The sequence below is a fragment of the Flavobacterium sp. GL_143 genome (genome assembly GCF_057834355.1).
Genome location: NZ_CM174401.1, coordinates 3896776 through 3919365 on the forward strand (window position 1 = coordinate 3896776; position 22590 = coordinate 3919365).

At 31.4% G+C, this 22590-nt stretch carries 18 protein-coding genes; 5 read left to right on the forward strand and 13 right to left on the reverse strand.

Annotation, left to right across the window (positions count from 1 at the left end):
• Positions 1-430: 430 nt before the first annotated feature.
• From AC3IPI_RS16680 to AC3IPI_RS16700, 5 genes are all read left to right on the forward strand, one after another.
• Positions 431-1759, forward strand: coding sequence for a TolC family protein (locus AC3IPI_RS16680; RefSeq protein WP_489154230.1), 1329 nt, complete (start codon positions 431-433; stop codon positions 1757-1759).
• A gap of 10 nt (positions 1760-1769) precedes the next feature.
• Entirely contained in the window at positions 1770-3047 is a 1278-nt protein-coding gene (locus AC3IPI_RS16685) for an efflux RND transporter periplasmic adaptor subunit (protein WP_489154232.1), read from the forward strand.
• A gap of 26 nt (positions 3048-3073) precedes the next feature.
• Positions 3074-3835 (forward strand): ABC transporter ATP-binding protein, encoded by a 762-nt coding sequence (locus tag AC3IPI_RS16690; protein ID WP_489159241.1) that lies wholly within the window; start codon positions 3074-3076, stop codon positions 3833-3835.
• Positions 3822-5042: an ABC transporter permease gene (locus tag AC3IPI_RS16695; protein WP_489154234.1), complete on the forward strand. Its 1221-nt coding sequence runs from the start codon at positions 3822-3824 to the stop codon at positions 5040-5042. The genes AC3IPI_RS16690 and AC3IPI_RS16695 overlap by 14 nt, the downstream gene beginning before the upstream one ends.
• 105 nt (positions 5043-5147) lie before the next feature.
• The gene (locus AC3IPI_RS16700; RefSeq protein ID WP_039114409.1) at positions 5148-5570 is read left to right on the forward strand and encodes an MgtC/SapB family protein; all 423 of its coding nucleotides are present in this window, start codon (positions 5148-5150) and stop codon (positions 5568-5570) included.
• A 183-nt stretch (positions 5571-5753) separates the two neighbouring features.
• Here the strand turns inward: AC3IPI_RS16700 and AC3IPI_RS16705 are convergent, their stop codons facing one another.
• The 13 genes from AC3IPI_RS16705 to AC3IPI_RS16765 all read right to left on the reverse strand — a co-directional run bounded on the left by AC3IPI_RS16705 (position 5754) and on the right by AC3IPI_RS16765 (position 22516).
• Positions 5754-6293: an STM3941 family protein gene (locus AC3IPI_RS16705; protein ID WP_489154236.1), complete on the reverse strand. Its 540-nt coding sequence runs from the start codon at positions 6291-6293 to the stop codon at positions 5754-5756.
• 534 nt (positions 6294-6827) lie between these two features.
• Complete coding sequence (locus AC3IPI_RS16710) at positions 6828-10385, reverse strand: DUF6443 domain-containing protein (protein WP_489154238.1); 3558 nt, start codon at positions 10383-10385, stop codon at positions 6828-6830.
• A 2-nt stretch (positions 10386-10387) separates the two neighbouring features.
• Positions 10388-13807 carry an RHS repeat domain-containing protein gene (locus tag AC3IPI_RS16715; protein WP_489154240.1) on the reverse strand — a complete coding sequence of 1140 codons (3420 nt, stop codon included), beginning with the start codon at positions 13805-13807 and terminating at the stop codon, positions 10388-10390.
• Positions 13808-13942: 135 nt separating this feature from the next.
• Positions 13943-15079: a type II secretion system F family protein gene (locus AC3IPI_RS16720; RefSeq protein ID WP_489154242.1), complete on the reverse strand. Its 1137-nt coding sequence runs from the start codon at positions 15077-15079 to the stop codon at positions 13943-13945.
• Positions 15069-15548 (reverse strand): PulJ/GspJ family protein, encoded by a 480-nt coding sequence (locus tag AC3IPI_RS16725; RefSeq protein ID WP_489154244.1) that lies wholly within the window; start codon positions 15546-15548, stop codon positions 15069-15071. Before AC3IPI_RS16725 ends, AC3IPI_RS16720 begins: the two co-directional genes overlap by 11 nt.
• Entirely contained in the window at positions 15532-15873 is a 342-nt protein-coding gene (locus tag AC3IPI_RS16730) for a hypothetical protein (protein ID WP_489154246.1), read from the reverse strand. Before AC3IPI_RS16730 ends, AC3IPI_RS16725 begins: the two co-directional genes overlap by 17 nt.
• Complete coding sequence (locus AC3IPI_RS16735) at positions 15861-17144, reverse strand: hypothetical protein (RefSeq protein ID WP_489154247.1); 1284 nt, start codon at positions 17142-17144, stop codon at positions 15861-15863. Before AC3IPI_RS16735 ends, AC3IPI_RS16730 begins: the two co-directional genes overlap by 13 nt.
• Positions 17141-17623, reverse strand: coding sequence for a hypothetical protein (locus tag AC3IPI_RS16740; protein WP_489154248.1), 483 nt, complete (start codon positions 17621-17623; stop codon positions 17141-17143). Before AC3IPI_RS16740 ends, AC3IPI_RS16735 begins: the two co-directional genes overlap by 4 nt.
• Positions 17623-18576 carry a hypothetical protein gene (locus AC3IPI_RS16745; protein WP_489154250.1) on the reverse strand — a complete coding sequence of 318 codons (954 nt, stop codon included), beginning with the start codon at positions 18574-18576 and terminating at the stop codon, positions 17623-17625. Before AC3IPI_RS16745 ends, AC3IPI_RS16740 begins: the two co-directional genes overlap by 1 nt.
• Positions 18577-18580: 4 nt before the next feature.
• Entirely contained in the window at positions 18581-19540 is a 960-nt protein-coding gene (locus tag AC3IPI_RS16750) for a hypothetical protein (protein ID WP_489154252.1), read from the reverse strand.
• A gap of 4 nt (positions 19541-19544) precedes the next feature.
• Positions 19545-20564, reverse strand: a complete 1020-nt coding sequence (locus tag AC3IPI_RS16755) for a hypothetical protein (protein ID WP_489154254.1) — start codon at positions 20562-20564, stop codon at positions 19545-19547.
• A 1-nt stretch (position 20565) separates the two neighbouring features.
• Positions 20566-21528, reverse strand: a complete 963-nt coding sequence (locus AC3IPI_RS16760; protein WP_489154256.1) for a hypothetical protein — start codon at positions 21526-21528, stop codon at positions 20566-20568.
• 4 nt (positions 21529-21532) lie between these two features.
• A complete protein-coding gene (locus AC3IPI_RS16765; RefSeq protein ID WP_489154258.1) occupies positions 21533-22516 on the reverse strand; it encodes a hypothetical protein in 984 nt (327 codons plus the stop codon).
• Positions 22517-22590: the final 74 nt, after the last annotated feature.

Sequence of the window (22590 nt, forward strand, 5' to 3'; positions counted from 1 at the left end):
AATCATTGGTTTTCAGTAGAATAATTGTTCTAAGTTATTTAGTTTGATAATATAAATTAAATCGAAAGTTTGTTTTTTGTTAGTTTTAAAGTGGTAAGCATATAAGTATGTAAGTTCATTTAAGAGAAGTGTTTAGAAACTTATATTTTCATAAATAACTTATATGGTTTAAAATAGTTTTATGGAATTTTCTGCTGAATTAATTTATATTTTATTTATGATTAAAATGATTTTGCTTCGATAAAAGTGTTAAAATAATCGTTATATTTGATATGATTATTCGTTTTGAACAAAGTTACTATGAATAATGTACCAAATCTCCCTTTTTTAGTCAAATCCATATTACGCTCAAAGCAAATTTTTATTATCTAGGACTCAGGTTACAATTTATATTTCTTAATTTAAATTAATTACAAGTATGAGGTCATTTATGATAAATACTTTAATGGCGATTTTGATTATTCATTCCGTGTCTATTTATGCACAAACGATTGAAGCTAATCAATTGCCTGTAGTATGGAATCTTGAACAATGTATTGCTTATTCTAAGCAAAAAAACATTCAAATTAATACGTTACGTTTAACAACAAAATCTACAGAACAAGATTTATTGTTATCAAAAGCGGCGAAGCTCCCAAATCTTTTGGGTAGTGCATCGCAAACGTATACTAATGCAAAAAATGCAGATTTAGTAGTAGGAGGTTTTCAAACTCAATCTAGTTTTGCAGGTAATTATTCTCTTGGTTCTTCGATGGTTTTATACAATGGAGGATATTTAAATAATGATGTTAAACAGAAAGAATTATTTATAAAATCGGCACAATTTAATTCCGATGCTGCCGAGAATGATGTTACTGTACTTATCACGCAAGCTTATTTAACAATTCTTTTGGCGAAAGAGAATAGTGTTTATTTAAGCGAAATTGTAGAAACTTCGAAAGCTCAACTTAAATTAGGTGAATTAAAATACAATGCAGGAAGTATTGCCAAGAAAGATTTTGTTTTATTAAAGGCTCAATTAGCTACAGACAATTATAATTTAGTTGCTTCACAAAATAATGAACGTCAAAATGTATTGACATTAAAACAGCTATTGCAACTTCCGTCAGGATATAATTTAAATATTCAGAAACCAGAAACTTTGGTTACGACTTTGCCCGTGATAAATTTAGAAGATGCTCAGAAAATTGCATTAGAACAAAGACCTGAAATAAAAAGTAGTCAATTAGATAAAGAAGCAGCCGACTTAGAGTTATTAAAATCTAAAGCTAGTTTTAAGCCAACTCTTAGCGCAAGCGGAACATTAGCTTCTGGATATTCGGATAACCAAAGTACCGCATTTGCAAGTCAATTAGATAATAATTTTTATCAACGGGCAGGACTTTCGTTGTCTATTCCTGTGTTTAATAATCGAATAGCAAAAACGAGTGTCGAAAAATCTAAGATTGCACTAGATCAATCTAAGCTCAATCTTACTAATACAGAAACGTTGCTTTCGCAAAAAGTAGAACAAGCCTATATAAATGTACTCAATGCACAATCTCAGTTTGCTGCTGCACAAGAACAACTGGATGCTAATACCGAAAACTATCGTATTGCAAATGAACAATTAAGGTTAGGGGGAATTAGTACTGTCGATTATCTTTTGGAGAAGAATTTATATGTTCAGGCATTTCAAAATTTTATACAATCAAAATTTAATGCAGTAGTAAGTCTAAAAATATATGATTTCTATAAAGGAGATCCAATCAAACTATAAAAGGAGCAAAATGAAAAAAAGTAAATTAATAATCATCGTTATTATCGGATTATTACTTATAGGTTGCATCGGGTACTTTATCTTTCATAAAGATAATAATACGGTAGAACTGATAACAGAAAAACCTCATTATGGTGATGTAGCAACTAGTGTAACCGCAACAGGAAAAATTCAGCCAGTAGATACTGTTGCTGTAGGAACGCAGGTATCAGGCACAATACAAAAGGTATTTGTAGATTTTAATACGGTTGTAAAAAAAGGGCAATTACTTGCGCAAATAGATCAATCATTATTTCTGGCACAAGTTGAGCAAACTGCTGCTAATTTGCAATTAGCAAAGAGCAATCTAAGCTACCAATTATCTAATTATACTAGACAAACAGAATTATATAAAGCCGGAGGAATTAGTAAAGCCGATTTTGAAACTGCAAAAAATCAATACGAAGTAGCAAGAGATAATGTAAATAGCGTTGCCGCACAATTAAAGTCAGTGCAAAAAAATCTTTCGTTTACCAATATATTTTCACCAATTGATGGTACCGTTTTATCCAGAAAAGTTAGTGAAGGACAAACTGTAGCTGCAAGTTTAAATACACCAACATTGTTTAGTATCGCCAAAGATCTCACAAAAATGCAAGTTCAGGCATCTGTAGATGAGGCTGATGTTGGGAATGTAAAAGTAGGAGAGAGTGCGAGTTTTACTGTCGACGCGTTTCCTGATGATGTTTTTAAAGGAACAGTAATCGAAGTGCGTTTGCAACCTACTATTTCATCTAATGTGGTTACATATACAACTATTATTAATGCATCCAATGATAATTTAAAGCTAAAACCAGGAATGACAGCTAATATTATAATTTACACCAAAGAGGTTAAAAATGTCTTGCTAATTTCAGCGAAAGCAATTGCTTTTCAACCTGATTCGACATTAGGAAAGCAATTTAAAATTAGGAAAGTATTTTTAGGAAATAATGGTAAAAATAAAAGTAGTCGAGACAATTATAAGAATAAATCAAACAATGCTTTATCGGATAGTAAATCTCAAAAAGATAGTGTAGATCATAAGAAAGCTATTGTATGGAAAAAAGTAGGAGATTCGCTAATACCAAAGCATATAAGAATAGGTTTAGACGATGATGTTAATGTGCAAATAGTTAAAGGAATAACAGCAGAGGATGAGATAATTACAGGAGTAAATTCCTTAAAACAATCCAAGAATTCTAAAGGAGCTGATTCAAGTCCGTTTATACCAAAACGCGGCGGTGGCGGATCAGGGAAAAAACAATAGTATTCGAGAAGATAAAATAAAGTATGATGGGGAAAAAGATTCTGGAAATACAAGACCTGACAAGAGAGTTTACAATGGGATCTGAAACAGTACGAGCCTTAAAAGGAATTTCTTTTGATGTCATGGAGGGCGAGTTCCTAACTATTATGGGAAGTAGTGGTTCTGGAAAAACTACGTTGCTTAATATTTTAGGCTGTTTGGATAAACCTACCGATGGAAATTATTTATTAGATCAAGTAAACGTGAAATCATTATCTAAGAATGAGTTGGCAGCATTGCGGAATACCAAGATTGGTTTTATTTTTCAATCCTATAATCTTTTGGCACGTACTTCGGCTATAGAAAACGTAGAACTTCCTTTATTATACAATCCTAGCGTATCTACAAAAGAAAGAAGAGAAAAAGCCATTCATGCACTAGAAGCTGTGAAATTAGCCGATAGATTAGACCATTTTCCCAATCAACTTTCGGGAGGACAACAACAGCGTGTAGCAATTGCGAGAGCATTAGTAAATGATCCAGTTATGATTCTTGCTGACGAAGCCACTGGAAACCTTGACACTAGAACTTCCTATGAAATTATGGCTTTAATTCAGGAACTAAATACTCAGGGTAAAACAATAATTTTTGTCACTCACGAGCCAGATATCGCTGCTTTTAGCAACAGAACAGTTACACTTCGGGACGGAAGAATAATTAAAGATTTTAATAACCAAAACATAAAATCGGCAAAACAAATGTTAGCAGATTTTCGTGTAGATGAAGATTATAAATATGAAAATAGCTAATCTTTTTCTAATAGCCCTAAAAGCTTTACGACGCAATAAGCTTCGAGCATTATTAACTATGTTAGGAATTATTATTGGGGTAGCTTCTGTAATTGCAATGGTCGCAATTGGGCAAGGTTCTAAAAAAAGTATTCAGGATCAATTATCGAGTATGGGATCAAATATGATTACGATTCGACCAAACAGTAATGTTACGGCAGGAGCACGTTTGGATATATCTAGTGTACAAACGCTAACTCTTAGCGACGTTGATGCATTAAAAAAAGAATCAAAATATTTAAATGCAATTTCTCCAGCAGTATCTAGTAAAGGACAAGCTATTAATGGTTCTCTTAACTGGCCAACAACAATGCAAGGAGTTAGTATCGATTATCTAAAAATTAGAGATTGGCCTCTAAAAGAAGGTATTGTTTTTAGAGAATCAGATATTCATACTGCTAATAAAGTTTGTCTTATTGGGCAAACAGTTGTGGATAATATTTTTCTTTATGGAGCAAACCCAATAGGGCAGGTAATCAGGTTTAACAAAATTCCATTCAAGATTATTGGCGTATTAGAGTCTAAGGGAGAAAATGCATTTGGACAAGATCAGGATGATATTATCATTTCTCCTTTTACGACAGTGCAAAAAAGAATAACAAACTCTATTTATTTGCAAAACATTTACGCATCTACAGCCGATGAAAGTCAAACACAATTTGCTACAGACGAAATAGAGCAGATAATGCGTACGACACATCGATTAAAAGCAAAAGATGAGGACGATTTTTCGGTACGAACACAGGCTGAATTAATCAATACTTTTAGTTCTACAAGTCAATTACTAACGGTATTGCTAACTGCAATTTCAGGGATTTCTCTTTTAATTGGAGGAATCGGAATCATGAATATTATGTATGTTTCGGTTACAGAGCGAACCAAAGAAATAGGATTACGAATGTCTATCGGGGCAAACGGAAGAGATATCTTATTGCAATTTTTGGTAGAGGCAATATTAATTAGTTTAACAGGAGGATTGATAGGAATTGTTTTAGGAATAGTTACATCAGAACTGATTCAATATTTCCTGCATTGGCCTACTTTAATTTCTGAATCTTCGGTTATACTTTCGTTTTTAGTTTGTGCTATTACAGGTATTTTCTTTGGATATTATCCAGCATTAAAAGCATCAAAACTGGATCCAATCGAAGCATTACATTTTGAATAATATAAAAGTTTAATTTACTTAAATTTATGCTATTTAAATACTATTATTTGAAGTTATAATTTAGTATTATGTAAGTATAAAATTTAATCATAAAAAGTAATTATTTTGACTACAACAGAATTTTTAACCCGACTAGTGATAGCCCTTTTTGCAGGGTTAATTATAGGTTTCGAGAGACAATGGCATCATAAAGAAACTGGCTTAAAAACCAATATGCTGGTCGCAACAGGAGCAGCAGCTTTTGTATTATTGTCTATAAAAGTTGCCGCAACTGCACCAAATATTGATGTAACTCGTATTACTGCCCAAGTCGTTATGGGAGTTGGTTTTCTGGGAGCAGGAGTAATCTTTAGAGAAGGACCAAATGTACATGGATTAAATTCGGCAGCTACAATATGGTGTAGTGCAGCTATTGGCTGTATTGCGGCTTCAGGTTATTTTGCCGAAGCATTAATTTGTACATTCTTAGTTACTATCGTGAACACGGTTCTTGAACCTGTAGATAAATGGTTAAGAAATAGGAAGTAGGGAGTATTATAAAGCAAGAAGTGGGGTGTGAGCAGTTAAATTTCTTTTAAGCACACATGATAGAATTGATTGTTTGTTTATGGAATGAGGATGTTGAAGTTTGTAGATAAAAGAAAAACAATTATTAGGTCGTTTCTTTTATCTATAAAGAATCTTATTTATACTGATGTTTTGTGTAAGTGACTAAGTTGAAGTGTTGTCTTTATACGTGTCATAATGTTTCATAATTAATGCTTCTAATTCCTTAAAAGAGCAATCTAAATCACCTGAACATATTATATAAGGTGTTCCCATATGTAGTTTGTTTATTTTAAAAATAAGTGAACTAAGTCCTTTTTCATTGTTTGATATTTTATTTAAAAAAATAGCTATATAACGATTATGATTATATTTGATTGTTTCTATCGTGCTAATTTCCTCCCATTTGATAAATTTTGTATGATATAAAAAGAAGCCATTAAATATACCTTTTTCGTCAATTTTAAGATAAGCATCTTTTCGTAAGAAGAGATTCTTTAAAATTATATATAAGACTAAAATGCAAACTAAAAGACCAAATGATGAAAATGCGATCACTGAATTCGTTGTAGGACGTAAAAAATAAGTGTGCTCAGAGGGATGCTGCAAAAATTTTATGAGCATGAACGCTGTGAAGCCTATTATTAATAGTATACTAATTCTTCTAAAATAATTCTTGTTTTTTTTAATAATAGTTGTTTCCATTTTTGTATAAATACCTAATCAGGTACATTATCATTTTAGTTGATTTGTAGGCACAAAGTTAGAGGAATTTGATTAGTTTTTTAGTAGAAATTGTTCATCTATGAGGTGTAATTTATATTAAAAAAAGCAACTCAATTACGAGTTGCTTTAATGTGATTCTGATTATAATTTATTGTGGGAACGGAAAGAATTTCCATGCTATCGGGTGGTCAAAACATTTGTTACGAGCATGAAAAGAATTTTCACACTATCAGGGTTTAATTAAAAAAATAATAATGAATAATTATTTGGATTAAAAAAAACAGAATAAAATTAATTTTGTATTCTACATTTTTATTAAAAAATACAATATTTTTAATTAAATAAAAAACATATATTAATGTAAGCAAATAATATATGCATATTTTAACTTGTATTAGATTTTTAATATGAATTTTTGTAAACATTCTAATGTAAAACATATCAATAAGATAATTAAAAAATATAATTATTAAAAAATATAATATAATTTGAAAAATAAATTTTTTAAATATTTTATAATCCATAGCCATCTTTAGTTAAAGTTGTTTTAGTTTTGGTTTCGCTAGTAATACCCCATAAAAAGCCTTCCTTAGTTAACAATGAAATATTGTAGATATTTCCTTTGGTAAATGTCGTACCTGTATCGACTTGTAAGTAACCACCAGATATTTTATAACCGTTATAATACCCATCACCACCATTTGCTAATTTTCGACCAGTTCGCAAAGAGACTTTTACAATGTTTATTGGACCATCTTTAACGTTTATGAAACTAATATTGTTTATTTTTTTTTCATTATTCCAATCTACATATATCTTATTTTTGGAAACTAATTTTATTGAATTTATAGCATCTTTGATATTAGGGTCTAAGCCCGAATTTTTTATTGCGTTATTAATATTGATTGTAGTCCCTACTTTCGAATTTAAAACTAGCTCAAATAAATCATATATGTTTTTTTCTACTTTTTCTTGTTCATCATCTTCCACTTCTTCTATATCTGAAGCAGTAGCAATTGATTTCTGGCTGGTTTTAGATTCAGGAAGCTCAGGGTTTTCAAACATACTAGCTTCTTTGTAATTTTCATTTGCAAAGGTACCTTGATGTCTATCTGACCAAGTTTGGTGCCTACCATTTACATTTCCGCTATTATGCTCATATGAATTTGTCGCTTCCATTCCATCAGGGTCAATAAAAAAGACTGGATTATTAAGCGCATATGTAAAGGGAGAAAAACGTCTTGATGTTTCTGCCAATGGGTCAATGTTCATCCATCTACCAAGCGCAGGGTCATAATTTCTAGCATGATAGTCATAAAAGTTTAGCTGGAAGCCATTTATGTTATCGTCTTGTAATTCTTTACCATTATACTTAAGTTTTTGTGCCACAGTATTCCCTAAAGCAACAGTCGCCCCATTATATCCTTTTTGTTTGAGACCAAAAGGGTAGTAGTTGTTTTCTTCTACAATACTCAGGTTTTTATCATAACTCAATCGTACATTCCCTAAATGGTCTTTGTACTGGTAAATATACTCAAAAGTTCCCGAATTATTACTCACATATCCCTCAGGTTGAGAGAAAAACTGCAGGATATTGTTCTCATAAATAAAACTACCTGCATAATCGGTAGTAATACCCGTACTTACTACTTTGCGTTGTTTCACCCCAGTGGCATCATACACATAATCGATAGTTCCCGATGGGAAAGTAATTTTTGTAGGTAAGTTTAAATAATTATAAGCAATAGCCGAGATACCTTTGTTGGCATCATTTATCATGTTTCCGTTAAAATCATAACCATATTCTTCAGGAATGTCTACTCCATTTTTAAATCCTTCGGTACTACCAGAAGAATCTTCTACCTTAATAAGTTTATTTCCGCTATCATAAGTATATGCCAGGATATCCATATTACCAAAAGAAGTAGCGTTTACATCCCTATGTCCTAATCTCGTTAAGTTCATGATATTTCCGTTCTTATCATAATCTAATCCTTCGTTGTATCTGCCAGGATTTATAACCGAGACATCATTGGCAAGTGTCAGCCTGTTTAAAGCATCGTAGGTATAGACATAACTTTTTAAACTAGAATCAGTATTAGCTGTTTTCCATAAAGTCTGGCTAATGTTTCCGTTGTATAGCTTTCCTGTAGCGCTATCACTATAATTAATCTGAAAAGCAAATAAACTGCTTCCGATAGCATTAATATTATTGATGTTTTTAAGCCATCCACGAACGTTATAACCATAAGATATAGTTTGTAATCGAGATTGAGTTGTTTTCCCACCCACACTTTTCTTGTCCAATTGGCCTAAATCATCATAACTATTGGTTGCAATAAGTTCAGGAGTTTGGTTGTTAATGGTTTGTTTTTGGTTAAGCAATCTGCCCATATGATCATAAGTAAAAGCATCTACAACCTTTATTTCTGCTGCAGTTCCTTTTTTATGAGTTGTGACTGTTTCTAGAGGTTTTCCTCCAAAATCAAGCAAACTAGCCGAAGTACTTACTGTTCCTAAATAGTTATTTTTGCTATAGCTATAAATTGGTCTTCCTTTGGCATCATAGTAATTTACATTGGTAGTCCAGCTGGTAGTTCCTAGTACACGTATTTTACTTCCTGTAGCAAGACCTTTCACATTAGTTGATGTAGTTGCAGAACTACCATCAAGGTCAAAATTGTAATCGTCATAATAACTAATAGTCAATAAATCAATTCCAGTATTCGGGAAAGCTACATTGGTATAGTTTATACTCGTTCCTGCAATGTTTATTGCAGCGGCTTGTTTACTCTCGAATAAAATAGTACCATTGGCAAGAGCCTGAACAGCAGCTCTAGTATTTTGTATCGCATTTGTATATTCCCCAGAATAAACAGGTCTGCTAAAAGCATCATATTTAGTAAACATCCATTTGTTGCTTGCCTTTAAATTAGCATCCTGAGCAAGAATGGGTCTATCGAGTTTGTCATATACTATATATTCCCATTCCTTACCCGGAAGTTTTTTCTCGATTAGACGATTGCGATCATCGTAACGGTATTGGTAACACAAACTACCCAAAGTAGGCTCTGTAATTACTCCTTCAGCCTTAGGAGGTAATACCAAAGTAAGGTTACCGTAATTATCATATACATAGTAGGTATCATGAGCTCCGTTATTGTAAGTTCTTTTAAGTACAACACGACCATCTTTATCTTTAAATTCTTCGGTGGTATTGTCCGTTCCATTGGCAGTGACCCAGTTTTCATTTTTGGTGATTGTTTTGTATAACTGATTAGCTGCATAAGGAGCAACACTAACATTAACTGTAGGAATATAAACTCCATTTGCATCTAGTGAAGTACTTACTGCATAAAGCTTAACCGCATCGGCATCCGTATTAGCTACGTAATCTAGTTTTATCTCATGACCTGAGCCTATAGCCCAATCCTTACCAGGAGCCGCTTGTTGCAATACCCGATTAAGCGGAGAATCTTCAAAGGCTTTTTGAGAAAATGGGTTAGGAGTAACACCAGTAAAGTCAGATGAATAAAAAGTACCATAATGCGTATTGGCTCTGCTAATAGCAGTAGTATTATCTCTAAAAGCTGCAGTAAGACCATCCTTTTCCATATAAGGCAGATATTCTTTGTCTTGTCTTCCAAAACCATCGTATAGTATCGGAACTACAAGATCTTGTTTAGTAGGAGATGCTTTTATAGCAATACTTTGCATAGGCCTTCCTAATCCATCAAAATAAGTGATGTTCTCTATTACATCGCTATTGTTTACAATTGCTGTTGGATCAGTCATTGGTACCTGAAAAGTACGGGTAAAGATGTAATTTTCTTTGCTTGGTGTAAGTGATATATAAGCATCAGAACTTACTTTAGCCACAAACGTACTACCAGCCTGTATGTGTGTATTAGGGCTAAGAATAATACTTTGTGTAGCGATAAGAGTTACAGGACCCGTTGCAGCTGTAACCATATAATTGGATTTATTTATTGTTGCAGGTATTTGGGCATGTAGAGTAGCCGTTATAAAAAACAATAAAACGGCAGTATATTGGGATAAAGTTTTTATCATGATTATTGGTTTTTATAACGATATTGGTTTTCTGAGAGTAAATTACCTTGTGCATCTTTTACAAACTGTAATCTGTTTGCAGTATCGTAAGTATAAATCATTTTATATCCTTTAGGATCAGTTATGGTGCTTACACCAACTAGCGGAATATACGTATAGGTTGTTACCATAGTAGCAGGTAATGCAATGCGTAAATTATCTAGAGCATCCAATAAAGCACTTTCTGTACCTGTATTCGAAGCATCTTGAGCAGCAGTAATTAAACCAGTAGGTATGTTTGCGTAAGTAATGTTCTCAATCTTGGCAATAGGCTGAGATTTATTATACCCCCAAATGATACAAACTGGCGTACCGTTTTCTATAGCATATTGCAATACGTTGCCATTTCCAACGGTTACCCCATTAACAATATCAGTATCATATAGGTTAAAGTTGATTTTACGATTGGCATCGTTAAAAGGAAATGTGTCTACAGTACCTTTAGTAGAATGAATTTCTTTGGGCAATAACAAGTTTCCAGTTGCACTACTTTCTTCAAATTTCGTAATAGATTCAGATGTTTGTATGTTATTGACAAAGGTTTCTGTTTTAATAGGTTTGTCAATTTTATTTTGAGTGACTAATTTTTGCATTTCTACAGTTTGTCCAGTAGTCAATAAATCCTGAGGATAACTTAACTGTGTTCTTAAAGCGTCATTTTTACTGTTAGTAGTTTCTGTTTTGGTTACTTGATAATGTAGAGGGTTTTCGTAACCATAAGTAGTTGTTTTTTTATTAGTCTCTTTTTCATTATTGTCATAATCTGTTTCTGTAGTAGTAGTCATCACTTTTTTTCCTAATGAAGTTTGCCCCACAGCATAATAAAACTGACCAGTATGAAAATCTCCTTGTTGCTTATAAGGCAAATAAAATGAGCTTAAATCATCTCCAGGATTGACCTGATATGGATAGTTATTAAAAATAATATTATATGGAAGCGTAGATTGTTTTAAAATAGAATACGTATTTACGACACTATTTATAATTTTAAAAGTGTTTGGTAAATCGCCAGTTTTATAAGTTTTTTTTTCAAGTAAAGAGCCATGATTCCAAAGTTCATTATTAAAAAAAGCAAAATTGGTAAGATACTCCATAGGTTGATATATGTTATAAGATAAATTGATGTTAAAAGAAGGACTTTTAAAAACTGTAGGTAAGTTCCCCGCTTTTATATCAAAAATTCTGCTTAAAGGAATGTTTTCATAAAAGTATTCGGTTTTACCATTTTTTTTACCATCATTAGCAATATCAGTTTCAGTAATCTTTCCGTAAGTAATAGCAGGCGATCCACCTGTGTTATTGTCGAAGACAGCTGTTGTAGAAAATATTGGAAGCACATCAGACTTTCTATCTTCGGCAAAAACACCTCTAACATAACTTCCGTTTCCTTCTCTAACTAATACATTCTCCTTTTCATAACTATATTGCCTGGTACTTATAGGGGTACTATTTACACCATCATAATTTTTAATAGACATTATACGTAATCCCCCAATTAATTTTACTGTAGGAGCAGTTGTAGTCTGAGAGACTTCTTGCCAAGAAGCCGTGATACTTGTTATCGGACATCGATAAGGACCAAAATTACCAGTTCTAAATTCTTGAGCAGATAAAGTATGGGTTGAATTTCCAAAATCTCTTGTATAAAAAAAAGTTCCTCCTTTCGTAAAAGGTAATGGTCTTTGAAAAGTTTCAGAATCATAAGTTACATTTGTAGTACCTCCATTCTCATCTGTAGCTTCCATAAAAGAAATAGTTATTTTACCACTACCAGAAACATAATTTACAGGTGTAAAAGTAGAGGTAGCATAATGAACTGTACAATTAGGACTATTATATCCAAAGGCAGTAGCATATGCATTTTGGTTGGTAATTGTTGGTATAGTTACACTTTCTGTATATCTATTCGCTTCATATTCAAAAATGGAGTAGCCTCCTTCAGGATATGTTATTTTTTGCAAAACACCAGATTTCATCTTGTTTTCATTAGAAGACCTATTACCGTTTCCTACTGAAAGAGTAACGTTTTGGGGAGCCATTTCTGATTTTCTATTCAATAGTGTCTGAGGTGACAAATTACCTGTGTTTGTATTGATATATCCCCAATAATCTTTTTGTGTTGTTCCTCTTTGTGGTAATTGAGTAGTTTCATACTCAAAGGTGTGTTTGACATTGAGAACTTCATTTTTTATCTGTGTCAGTTTTAATGATTTGTTTCTGCTGTTAGCATTTCTACTTGCATAATAATCATTAGGATTTCCTGGATTAGAAGCAGTAGAAGATGTAGTAGAACCACCAGATCTATTATAATAATCATAGACAAAACTATAATCTTGTATTAATTTCTTTGAGATACCTAATACATTGTAGACGCTTATTTTATCTAGTTTATAATCATCGGCTAAATCTTGTCTGTTTTGAGAAGAAGTGAATTCAATTGTTCCATTATTAAAATTTATAGCTGTTAGGAATTGTCTGTTAGAGCTTGTTCTTCCAGGGTAAATAGATTTTAATTTAGGAGGATTATTGTTACTAATATTATTATCGACCAATGTCTCTCCAATAATAATTTGGTAATCACTTGTATAGGTTACAGGCTTATATTTGAACGATATAATGTCTTTAGGGCTCTTACTATTTGCAGGTATAATCTCAGTAAGATACCAAGTAGAGACATAATCAGGTTTATAGGTTGTATCGGTATTGTTAGTAATTTCAGTTGCGTTATAATCATCAAGACCTTGCCCGAAACGATAGACGGTTCCGTCGTCTTTGGTTATTTCTAATGTGGGCGTATTAGTTAACAATTGATTATTATTAAGAGAAGTTTTAACTACAGTATTTTGTAAATCTCTAAAAACAGCTTTATTATCTACAAAATAAAAAGTACCAGACAAACCAGGAGCATTCACGATAAATTCATCATATGCAGTGTCTATAGTACCAAAATTATAAGGGTCGAATTGATTATACAAAATTCTATAATTAGCATCAGTAAATGCTAAATTTGCAATATTTGGGACAGGATTACTATTATCAGGAATTCCCTTAACGTTTCTTATAACGGCACCACCAGCGTTTAAATTCCACCCAAGCCCTACCCAAGAGGCTAGTTCATCTAGTTGTATTCCTGCACTATTATAACTTACATCTATAGGTACTGTTATCCCGTTTGTTTTAATTGTATAAAGCGGAATACCTATATTTATCTTTCCAGTAGAGTAATCAACGGGAAATAACCCTTGCTTAGCAAAAGATGCCGCATTGGGGCTTACTGGAAAGTAGTTAGGGATGTCTTTGGTTACTTGAGATGATACAGTACTGGAAATTAAAATCCAGAAACTAAAACAAAGAATAATTTTAAAGGGTATTTTTTTTTTCATAAAAGTAATTTAAGGTTATATCTATGATTAATATAACTTTATTATTTAAAATTTAATCAGCAAAATTTGACAATACAATATAGCTTTTTTTTAATAGTAATGGTTTTTTTATTACTTCTTTTCTTGTTATATGTTTTACCCAATTGCACTGCTCAATTGAAACATTGGTAAGTACATGGCAATCAGTAATACAGCTACTAGAACACCAACAAAAAGAATGATAAAAGGCTCTAAAACAGTTGTCATAATTTTTGATTGTTGCACAACTTCCTGATTGTATTGCTCGCTTAATTGCTTAAAAACATACTCCGTTTGGTTGGTTTCTTCTGCAACTTTTACAAGGGAGATTATTCTGTTATCAAATAATTTGTTTTCTTTTAAGCTTGAGCTTAAACTATTTCCTTTTAATATGTTGTTTTCTACTTTTTCTAATGCATCTTGTAATGGCACAAAACGGATCATTTTTTTTACCATTTGTATGCTATTTAGCAAAGGAACTTTGGCTGTTGTTAACAATGCCACTGCCTGAGTAAATTGAGCCAAATAAACTTTGGTAATAAATGGCCCTACTATCGGAATTTTTACCAAAGCAAAATGAAGTGTTCTTTTGTATTTTGGATTGTCCTTAAATATTCTTCCTGTAAAAATGAACGCTATAATTAATAAAAAAGCATAGCCACCAAAAGCTTTGGTAAACCCTGACAGCTTCACGATCATCTGAGTAAGAACAGGAAGTTCCATGTTGTTTTGTTTAAAGATATCCTGAAACATTGGTACTACATAACTTAGCATAAACACAACTACAAGTACTGCTGTAGACAATACTATTGACGGGTAGGTAAGTGCTGCAATTATAATTCTTTTTTGCTCATTTTTACGCTCATAAAACACGCCTAATTCTTTGCAAACTTGTGCTGTTGTACCTGTTTCTTCTCCAATTTGTATCGAATAATATTCATATTCCGAAAAAGATTTAGAATCTAATAAGGCTTCTGAAAAGGATTTACCATTAACAACGTCATTTAGTACATTTTGGATTAAATCTTTATCGGCTTTTTTCTTTAATGATTCTACAATTAATGAAAGCCCTTCTTTAAAAGTTATTCCAGCTTTAAGCAATACAGCAAGTTCTTGATAAAAGGCTTGTTTTTTCTTGTTGTTAAAACTAGCTCCAAAAAAAGAAATCTCTTTTTTTAGTAAATCTTCTAAACTGGTTTGTTTTTTATTTTGATGAATAACTTTATTCGGAGTATTTTCTAACTTAAAGGCCATCTTCTTGGTTTATAAAAAAGGTTACATCATTTTTTTTGGAAACAAAAATCTCATAATCAACTAACTCTGTATTCGCAACAATCTTTATTGCATCTATAGGGCCGTTTTTTGTTTCTTTTCCATTCAAAAAGATTTTATTAGGTAATAATTTTAGTTTAATCGTATCACCATTTCGTAAGGTATAATTATCTTTAAAGGAATATATTACGGTATCAGTTTCAGATTCCATAAGCAAAAAAAGGTCTTTTTCATTAAACTGAATTGTATTTAATTCATTAAAATCTTGCCATAGTTTCTGCTCAAATAAAGCAAGATTACTAGATTTTTCAAAGTTAGATTGGATGGTATGAATTTGTTTTTGAACCAATCTAAGTACGGTAAAAGCCATACCTACAACTATTGCAGTAATAATCATGACAATCAATAGCTCTGCGAGCGTAAATGATTTTAGCTTATTTTGTGTCATCATATATACTTTGTTTAGAAACTTGTTTCTTGTTAGTACTATTTATGGCAACAAAAAGTAAAAGTTTACTTGATTGCACATTTTCTACATGAATTGCAATATCCCAAACTCCATAACTTTCTTGGTACGGAAGTTTTATTGCATGATTTTGAATTTCATATTCTAATTCGTTTAATCTATTATCTATAGGATGTGTATTTTTAGAAAAAGTATTCAAGACTAAATTGTTCAACACCAAGCTTGCTATAATAAATATGATAACAATAAGCACTGTAGCAACAAGAGCTTCGATTAAAGTAGCTGATTTTATTTTTTTTAATACAACCATTTCATAACAGTTTTTGGTTCTTGTTCTAATAATATTCCTCCAATTATATTAGGAATATTTTCATTTTCGATGGTTCCGTTATAGATGTGGTTTACAAAAATAGAACCTGATTGATTAGCAATAAATTGTTTGGTATAAACTGATCCTGAAATCTTCCCTTTTAATTCAAAGTTACCATTACAATATACTTGTCCTTTAATTTTTGTATTTTCTTCTACTACTATTTGAGTTAGAAAGTTAGCTAAATCATCTGTTTTATAATAACATATACTTCCTTTGAAATTTGTTCCAGAACTGATAAAAATTTTATTGTCAAACGTATTAGTTGATACTTCTATAGGATTTTTTTTAGTATCCTGATATAAAATTAATGCTGATGGGTAGCTTAAATTGCAATTTTTGCCAACAGATATTCTTTTAGATGCTATTGCTTGAAAGCTTCCTATTGTTCCATCTTCAATTTCAATGATAGGAGCAATTACAATTATATCTTTTAGTAGTGTTGCTTTAGATACTTTTATTAACGTATCCGATTTTATAATAATATTTCCTGTTAGTTTTACATTATCTAGAAAAATAGGGCCTTTCGAGTAGTTACTTTTTGTATGTATTTTAAAGGAATTTGTATTATTTTGATTGACCCCTAAATTGATATAATCTTCGATAGCTGTTGGTTTATATCCATTTAAGTAAAAACTAATAGCATCTATACTGCTTTTTTTTACTGATGGTAATTGTGAAGAACTATTTTTTACTGTGCCGTAAGTAAGTTGAGAACCATAGTAGCTGTTTCCCGCAATATAGCCAGATTTCACCCCTTGTTTAGGTAAATATATGTTACCTCGAAGCATAGTGTTTCCTACTACTGCAAGTGGTGTTTGTGTTTCTTGTAAAATTAGGGTAGGGGATTCCTTTGCATTAATTGTAGAACCAATAATTGCGGTTTTGGTAAACTTCTTTTTTCGGAATTGAGTTACAGCAGTAGCTTTTTCGAATATACCCCATTGAGATAAATTTACTTTTATTATCTGTTTTTCTTTTTTAATAACATCAATTACTATTGTGTCATTATTTATTTCAGGATGTTCTAATAAATAATTAATACCCGTATTAGATAACTGAATATTTTCGATAGCGCCTTTTGATTGCTCTTTCATGTAAATAAAAGTATAAGCATACAATAGTAAGGCGCTTAATAATAAAGCAATTAATACTGCAATAAAAACAGTAAATTGTAATGCACCAGATTTGAGTTTAAATTTTAGATTCACTCAGCAATCATTATAAGGTTTAAATTCCCTTTGTACTTTACATAGACAGATTCTTTATCACCGCTTTTAAGAAAAACCTCATTAGCAGTATCACCAATGTTCATATAGTAATTTTGACCACCAATAATTAAAATATAAACCTTCTTTTTTTCTTTAGAGTCAGAAATTAATCCTTTGTATTTAATAGTAGGCCAAACTATTACTTCTTCTGGTTTTTGTTGTTTTTTAGCAGAATTATTAATTTTAACTTTAGAAACCGATTGGTTAGCATAAGCCTTGCCCAAAAAGGGATCTCTGTAGTTAACATTTATGCCAAAGGTATCTTTCTTTACAATTTTTAGAGGTTTAATTATAAATTCAGTAGGCTTATCTATTACCAAATCATCGGTTGTAGTAAAGGAAAAAAACTGAAATATCACAACGCCCCATATTAGCAGTACTACAGGTAAAAGTATATATATGTTTTTTTTGTTTTTCATCACTTAGTTTTTTGAGAAGCCAATTCATTTTCTATTTTAGAAACACGTAAAACTAAATTTTTTAAATTTTCAATTTCTTTAGCTTGCAAATTAATTTTCTTTTCTTGAGTGATAGAGTAGAGTGTCAACTCCTCAATTTTCTTTAACAAACTCATATTCATTTCGGCAAGCATAAGTCCATTTTTTTCTATTTCTTTGGCAGATGGAATTTCTGGTAAATGACTATTTTCTTTTATAAATTCTTCTATTTCTTGTAATGGTTTTAATTTGTAATCATTAGCAAAAACATAATCAGGAACTAGTGCTCCTAGCATATCAACTTTTACTTCTTGTGCATGAATTTTCCCTTTTACGGTTAGTTTTTCATCTGGTGACACCGTTCCAATTCCAACATTAGCTGCGAAGTATGCATTCTTATTTTGATATGTTCCTGTTGTTATTGCTTCCTCATCAATTGTTGTTTTGAAACTATGTACAGGACCATTAACTTCATTATAAGGTAATGTATTTTGAACACCATCATAAACTGTTGGGTCTACTGGATAGTTAGATTGATAATAATATGTAGTTCCGCCACCACGAAGCCAAATGATAATTCTACGTTCGCTATTTGAAATTGATGCGTCTTTCCAGCCAGCGATAAAGTTAGTATGTGAACCGAAGGTTGAAGTTGAAGGCTTAATATCGGCATCAATAAATTCGGATTTATTACCCCATTCTGTTACATGAAAGTTAAAAGTTGCCATAAGTGAACCTCTCCAAGAAGAGTCAGCATGAGAAAAACTTCTTCCCAATATTAAATTTGTTGGTGCATTATAAGCCCAGCCTCCATCATAAAATGTTACGGGATAAAATTTATCAATGTCTCCGCCAACTTTAAAATTACTTGACACTTGAGCATGACTAAATAAAGAAATAAATATTATAAGTATTTGAAGGTATAGTTTTTTCATAATATTATTTTTTTAATTTAAGCTCTAAAATATCTTTTTTTATTTCTTCGTTTTCCTTTTTCAACTCAATCATATATAATGTCATTTCCTCAATCTTTTTCAATAGACTCATATTCATTTCGGCGAGCATAAGTCCATTTTTTTCTATTTCCTTAGCAGATGGAATTTCTGGTAAATGACTATTTTGTTTTATGAATTCTTCGATTTCTTGTAAAGATTTTAGTTTGTAGTCATTGGCAAAAACATAATCGGGAACAGGTATCCCTAAATCAATTCTAACTTCTTTAGCGTGAATTTTTCCGTTTACAGTAAGTTTTTCATCTGGAGATTTAGTTCCAATACCTACGTTGCCATTTTGTATATAATGATTGCCATTACCACTAACTCTTAAAGTACCATTTGTAAAGAGTTCATTGTTTAATTCGTTACTTACCTCGAAATCAGGAATATTGATTCCAATAGGGTTTTGGTTAATTTTAATTTGGTTAAAGCTATTTAACTGCTCTACCTTTTCTTGCAAATAGGTAATTTTAATTCTATAAGTAGTATAATCTCTAACATCAAATAATATTGGCAATTGTTTATTTATATAATCACCAAGACTTGTTGTTAAATCGGTAGGCGTACCTAAAACAATTTTTCCAGAATGATATACTCCATGAGACTCGATTAATTTTAGAGCAGGAGAACCATAATTGACACCTTGACCAAAACCATTTTCAATAATATATTTTTCATAGCCAGTCCCATAAGATGTTTGATAAAGTTCTACCATAATAATCCCACCCATTTGCCAATGAAAAGAATTATATCCGACTGTTGCTATCTCATATCTTTTAGCTTGTGTGTCTGCAGCAGATAGTAAATTTATAACACTTGTTTTTAATCCATTTTGATTTAAATCAGTTTGAGAAAAGATGGTTGTCGTGGTTAATATAATTATTGCTAATAATAGTTTTTTCATAGTCTTAAATTGAGTTTGATCGTTTTGTCTTATTTTTTTTTTCTAGTGATAGAATTCTTTGGTTTTGTAATTGAATTTGCATGTTTTGAACTTCTAATTTTTTATTTTGCTCAATCATATACAAAGTCATTTCTTCAATTTTCTGTAATAATTTGATATTCATTTCAGATAAATTAATACCGTTTATTTGCATTTCTTTGGCAGAAGCTATTTCGGGTAAGTGTTTATTCTCTTTAATATAATTTTCTAAAGAATCTAATGGAGTTAAGTTATAATTATCTTCAAAAACAAAATCAGCTCCAGCATTAACCGTTACTCTTACTTCACGAGAATTTATATCGCCTGCAACAGTAAGCTTAGATGTTGTTTTAGAAGTACCTATACCTATATTGCCATCAGTACCATTAATAACTAGAGCATCATTAGTTACTAATGTTCCATCACCATTGTATATCTGAAAGTGCAGATTTTTATCTCCACCTCCATTATTTATTTGAAAAGCCTGACCATTTGGGTCAAATATATCTCCTGTAAAAGATTCTCTGTTAAATGCTAGAGTTCCAAAATAAGGATTTAATCCTGGATGAATACTAACGCCAGTTGTTCCTGATCTAATTGTCAATTTTGATGCAGGAGCTGCTGTACCAATACCTACATTTCCTTCAATACTTTGATTACCTATAAAATTATTTGTACCTCGTGTAGCAAGTTCTATCCATGGTGAGTTTGTAGGTTGCAATCCTGCTTCAGAAATTTTTCTAAAAAATATATTATCATTTATACCTATTGAAGATGCAATTTGCAATTGATAGTTATTAGTTGGATTAGGGTGTCTGACTACAAATAAATGTTGCCATCCAAGACCTGTATTAGATATTGAACCAATAGGATCATTACCATTATACACACCTGATTGTAGAGGAGAATTAAAATCGGTTATGATAGGAGCATACCCATCGCCAATTTGTTGGGAATATGAATATATAGAAAATAAAGTGATTAATAGAAGCTGCGCTTTTTTCATATTATTTTTTAGAGTTAGTTTCTATTGTCTTTATTTTTTCTTTTAGTATATTAAGTTCTTTATTCTGCTCAATCATATATAATGTCATTTCCTCCATTTTTTTTAACAGGCTCATATTCATTTCTGCAAGCATAAGCCCATTTTTTTCTATTTCTTTCGCGGAAGGGATTTCGGGTAAATGACTATTTTGTTTTATGAATTCCTCAACTTCTTGTAAAGATTTTAGCTTGTAGTCATTAGCAAACACATAATCGGGAACAGGTATCCCTAAATCAATTCTAACTTCTTTAGCGTGAATTTTTCCGTTTACAGTAAGTTTTTCATCTGGAGATTTAGTTCCAATACCTACGTTGCCATTTTGCATGGCTTTAATTGCCAGATTAGCTCCATCTTGTGTAAAAGAATCACCTACATACAAATCCCAATCAGAGGTCATAGGTAAAAATTTAGTTACAGTTAAATCATTTCCAGTAGCGTTTAATGGACGATATGAACCATTAAAATTTATAGAGGTTACTTTTATATCTACAACAAGATTACTATCTAGCACTCCCAAAGTATTGATTGCCCTAATTCTAAAACGAGAATTACCATATTCAGTATTACAATCGATGGTGAAATTAACACCAACACCCGTATACGGGTTGTTATTAATACGCCCAGTTTCTCGCCATAGTGACGGATTGGAATGGGTTATTGCAGCTAAATGAGTAGCAGCAGCAGCGATATTACCTCTTGTGTAAGTTATAGAAATTTGATAAAAACCAGATGCATTGGCTGAGAAAGGGTTTACTCCTACAAATTCGACATAATCACCTATTGCATATCCTGCAGGAAAAGTTACGGTTGTTTCATATTCATTTACAAATGCAAGATTACTGTTATTAATAGTAGAAGATGATTTTGCTATAATTTTTGAGTGAGCAAAAATTAATAATAGCATAATAAAAAGGTGTTTTTTCATAGTTTTACTTGTTTTCAATGTTTTCTATTCTTTTTTCTAATTTTGATTGATTTTTTTTAAGAATTTCATTTTCTTTTTTCATCTCAATCATATATAATGTCATTTCCTCCATTTTTTTTAATAAACTCATATTCATTTCTGCAAGCATGAGTCCGTTTTTTTCAATTTCCTTAGCAGAAGGAATCTCGGGTAAGTGACTATTTTGTTTTATAAATTCTTCGACTTCGTGTAATGATTTTAGTTTGTAGTCATTGGCAAACACATAATCGGGTACAAGTGCTCCTAGCATATCAACTTTTACTTCTTGAGCATGAATTTTTCCTTTAACGGTAAGTTTTTCATCTGGAGATATTGTACCTATCCCTAGATTTCCATTTTGGATATAATGATTTGCATCACCACTTACTCTTAACACCCCGCTTGTAATAATGTTATTGTTTAATACTGTGCTGGCATTAAAATCAGGAATATTGATACCAATAGGATTTTGGTTAATTTTAATTTGGTTAAGTTCTGTTACTTCATCAACTTTATCCTGCAGATAGGTAATTTTTATTTTGTATTTAGAGTAATATTTTAAATCCAAGAAAACAGGTAAGACTTTATTTGGAAAGTTTCCCCATGATGTAGCGATATCGCTAGCAATTCCTAACACTATTTTGGCAGAATGTCCATTACCATTTGATTCTACTAATTTAATTACAGGTAGGCTAATATTATCTGTACCTTGTCCATAACCAACTTCAATAATGTATTTTTCATAGCCTGTTTCATAATATTGTTGATAAAGTTCTATCATAACTAACCCGCCATTTTGCCAATGATGTGAATTATATCCGATTGTTGCTATCTCGTATCTTTTTGCCTGTGTATCTGCTGCCGATAGTAAATTTATAACACTTGTTTTTAATCCATTTTGATTTAAATCAGTTTGAGAAAAAATAGATGTTGTGGTTAATATAATTACGACTAATAATAGTTTTTTCATAGGTTTTATAATTTCAGGTTAATAGCAGTTTTAAGAGCTATTAAAATTCTTAGAAGTGATTTATATTTATATTA

Coding starts and splice junctions, on each gene's coding strand:
- AC3IPI_RS16685 (WP_489154232.1), top strand. CDS start 1,770: ATGAAAAAAAGTAAATTAATAATCATCGTTATTATCGGATTATTACTT.
- AC3IPI_RS16730 (WP_489154246.1), bottom strand. CDS start 15,873: ATGGTTGTATTAAAAAAAATAAAATCAGCTACTTTAATCGAAGCTCTT.
- AC3IPI_RS16715 (WP_489154240.1), bottom strand. CDS start 13,807: ATGAAAAAAAAAATACCCTTTAAAATTATTCTTTGTTTTAGTTTCTGG.
- AC3IPI_RS16680 (WP_489154230.1), top strand. CDS start 431: ATGATAAATACTTTAATGGCGATTTTGATTATTCATTCCGTGTCTATT.
- AC3IPI_RS16720 (WP_489154242.1), bottom strand. CDS start 15,079: ATGGCCTTTAAGTTAGAAAATACTCCGAATAAAGTTATTCATCAAAAT.
- AC3IPI_RS16710 (WP_489154238.1), bottom strand. CDS start 10,385: ATGATAAAAACTTTATCCCAATATACTGCCGTTTTATTGTTTTTTATA.
- AC3IPI_RS16745 (WP_489154250.1), bottom strand. CDS start 18,576: ATGAAAAAACTATACCTTCAAATACTTATAATATTTATTTCTTTATTT.
- AC3IPI_RS16725 (WP_489154244.1), bottom strand. CDS start 15,548: ATGATGACACAAAATAAGCTAAAATCATTTACGCTCGCAGAGCTATTG.
- AC3IPI_RS16760 (WP_489154256.1), bottom strand. CDS start 21,528: ATGAAAAAACACCTTTTTATTATGCTATTATTAATTTTTGCTCACTCA.
- AC3IPI_RS16755 (WP_489154254.1), bottom strand. CDS start 20,564: ATGAAAAAAGCGCAGCTTCTATTAATCACTTTATTTTCTATATATTCA.
- AC3IPI_RS16765 (WP_489154258.1), bottom strand. CDS start 22,516: ATGAAAAAACTATTATTAGTCGTAATTATATTAACCACAACATCTATT.
- AC3IPI_RS16690 (WP_489159241.1), top strand. CDS start 3,074: ATGGGGAAAAAGATTCTGGAAATACAAGACCTGACAAGAGAGTTTACA.
- AC3IPI_RS16705 (WP_489154236.1), bottom strand. CDS start 6,293: ATGGAAACAACTATTATTAAAAAAAACAAGAATTATTTTAGAAGAATT.
- AC3IPI_RS16750 (WP_489154252.1), bottom strand. CDS start 19,540: ATGAAAAAACTATTATTAGCAATAATTATATTAACCACGACAACCATC.
- AC3IPI_RS16740 (WP_489154248.1), bottom strand. CDS start 17,623: ATGAAAAACAAAAAAAACATATATATACTTTTACCTGTAGTACTGCTA.
- AC3IPI_RS16695 (WP_489154234.1), top strand. CDS start 3,822: ATGAAAATAGCTAATCTTTTTCTAATAGCCCTAAAAGCTTTACGACGC.